The sequence below is a fragment of the Micromonospora sp. ATCC 39149 genome (assembly GCF_000158815.1).
Lineage (GTDB): Bacteria > Actinomycetota > Actinomycetes > Mycobacteriales > Micromonosporaceae > Micromonospora.
The window spans coordinates 6,419,009-6,421,360 of sequence record NZ_GG657738.1; the positions used below are offsets into that span (position 1 = coordinate 6,419,009).

At 75.1% G+C, this 2,352-nt stretch carries 1 protein-coding gene and 1 pseudogene; both read left to right on the forward strand.

The window, feature by feature from the left end; translation table 11 throughout:
- Positions 1 to 239, forward strand: a pseudogene (locus tag MCAG_RS34085) (FAD-binding molybdopterin dehydrogenase); the annotation flags it as partial.
- On the forward strand, positions 236 to 2,352 hold a 2,117-nt coding region (locus tag MCAG_RS27715), incomplete at its 3' end, for a molybdopterin cofactor-binding domain-containing protein (protein ID WP_007076259.1). The pseudogene MCAG_RS34085 and the gene MCAG_RS27715, both read left to right, overlap by 4 nt.

Here is a 2,352-nt window from a genome sequence, read left to right on the forward strand (position 1 = left end):
ACCGCGACCCGGACACCGGGGCGTTCACCCTCACCGTGACCGCCGCCACCCGGCGACCGGTCGCCGTCGCCCTGGCCGACCTGCCCCGGCCGGGTGAGCTGGCCGACCTGCTGGACGCCCGGATCCCCGCCGGGGACTGGTACGACGACGTGCACGGCCTGCCGGCGTGGCGGCGGCAGATGACCCTGCGGCTGGCCGAGCAGGTCCGCGCCGAGCTGGCGGGGGTGACGGCGCGGTGAGCGTACGGGTGAACGGCCAGCCGTGCGCCGTCGCACCGAGCGGCGGCCAGTGCCTGCGCGGCTACCTGCGCGAACAGGGCTGGTTCGGGGTGAAGAAGGGCTGCGACACCGGCGACTGCGGCGCCTGCACGGTGCATGTCGACGGCGTGCCGGTGCACAGTTGCCTGTATCCCGCCGTGCGGGCCGTCGGCCGCGAGGTGACCACCATCGAGGGGGTCGCCGCCGTGGCCGGCGGGCCCGAGACGCAACAGCGGTTCCTCGACGCGCAGGGGTTCCAGTGCGGCTTCTGCACGGCCGGGTTCATCATGACCGCCGTCGCCCTCGACGAGGGGCAGCGCGCCGACCTGCCCGCCGCGCTGAAGGGCAACCTGTGCCGGTGCACCGGGTACCGGTCGATCGCCGACGCGCTGCACGGCGTCCGCAACGCCGAGGAGGCGACCCCGGGCGGGGCGGTGGGCCGGAACCTGCCGGCGCCGGCCGGGCCCGACATCGTCACCGGTGCGGCCCGGTTCACCGCCGACGTGACGGTGCCCGGGCTGGCCCACGTCCGGCTGGTCCGTTCGCCCCTGCCGCACGCCCGGGTCGTCGACGTCGACGTGCGCGCCGCCCTCGCCGTGCCCGGAGTGCTCGCCGTGCTCACCCACCGGGACGCGCCGACGACCCTGTTCTCCACCGCCCAGCACGAGAACGCCGACGACGATCCGGCCGACACCCGGGTCCTCGACGACGTGGTCCGGCACGTCGGGCAGCGGGTCGCCGTCGTGGTCGCCGAGACCGAGGCCGCCGCCGAGGAGGGATGCGCCAGGGTACGGGTCGACTACCACCCGCTGCCCGCCGTCACCGACCCCGAGCAGGCGATGCGGGCAAACGCGCCGGCGATCCACGGCGACAAGGGCGCGGACTGCCGGATCGCCCGTCCGGCCGGGAACGTGGCCGCCGAACTGCACGGCGAGTGCGGCGACGTGCGCGCCGGATTCGCCGCCGCCGACGTGGTGTACGAGGAGACGTTCCGCACCCAGCGGGTGCAACACGCGCACCTGGAGACGCACTGCGCGATCGCCTCGTTCGACGCGGACGGGCGGATCGTCGTGCGCAGCAGCACCCAGACGCCGTTTCTCACCCGGCGGGCCCTCGCCCGGATCTTCGACCTGCCGCCCGATCGGATCCGGGTGGTGGCCGGCCGGGTCGGGGGCGGCTTCGGTGGCAAGCAGGAGATGCTGGTCGAGGACGTCGTGCTGCTCGCCGCGCTGCGTACCGGACGGCCGGTGAAGCTGGAGTTCACCCGGGCCGAGCAGTTCCACGCCGCCACCACCCGGCACCCGTTCACGATCCGGGTACGCGTCGGCGGTCGCCGCGACGGGACGCTGACCGCGCTGCAACTGCGGGTGGTCTCGGACACCGGCGCGTACGGCAACCACGGGCCGGGGGTGCTCTTCCACGGCTGCTCGGAGTCGGTGGCGGTGTACCGGTGCCCCGCCAAGCGCATCGACGCCTGGGCGGTCTACACCAACACCGTGCCGTCCGGCGCCTTCCGCGGGTACGGCCTCGGTCAGGTCTCCTTCGCGGTCGAGTCCGCTGTCGACGAGCTGGCCCGCCGCCTCGGCGTCGCGCCGGACGAGTTCCGCGCCCGCAACGTCGTCCGCGCCGGCGACGACCTGGTCACCCCGGCCGGCGAACCGGACGACCTCGCCATCCGCAGCTACGGCCTGGACCAGTGTCTGGACGTCGTGCGGTCCACGGCCGCCGAGCCGGACACCGGGCCGGGCGCGCCGGCGGGATGGCTGGTCGGCGAGGGGTCCGCGTTGGCCATGATCGCGACCGGGCCGCCGGGGGGACACCACGGCCAAGCCCGGCTGAGCCTCACCCCGGCCGGTGACTACCAGCTCGACGTGGGGACGGCCGAGTTCGGCAACGGCTCCACCACGGTCCACCAACAGATCGCCGCCGACGTGCTGGGCACCACACTGGACCGGATCCGCGTGCGGCAGTCGGACACCGCGCTGGTCGGACACGACACCGGCGCGTTCGCCTCCACCGCCACGACGGTGGCCGGCACCGCCGTTCTCCGGGCGGCCACCGCGCTGCGGGAGCTCCTGCTGGACCTCGCCGCCGG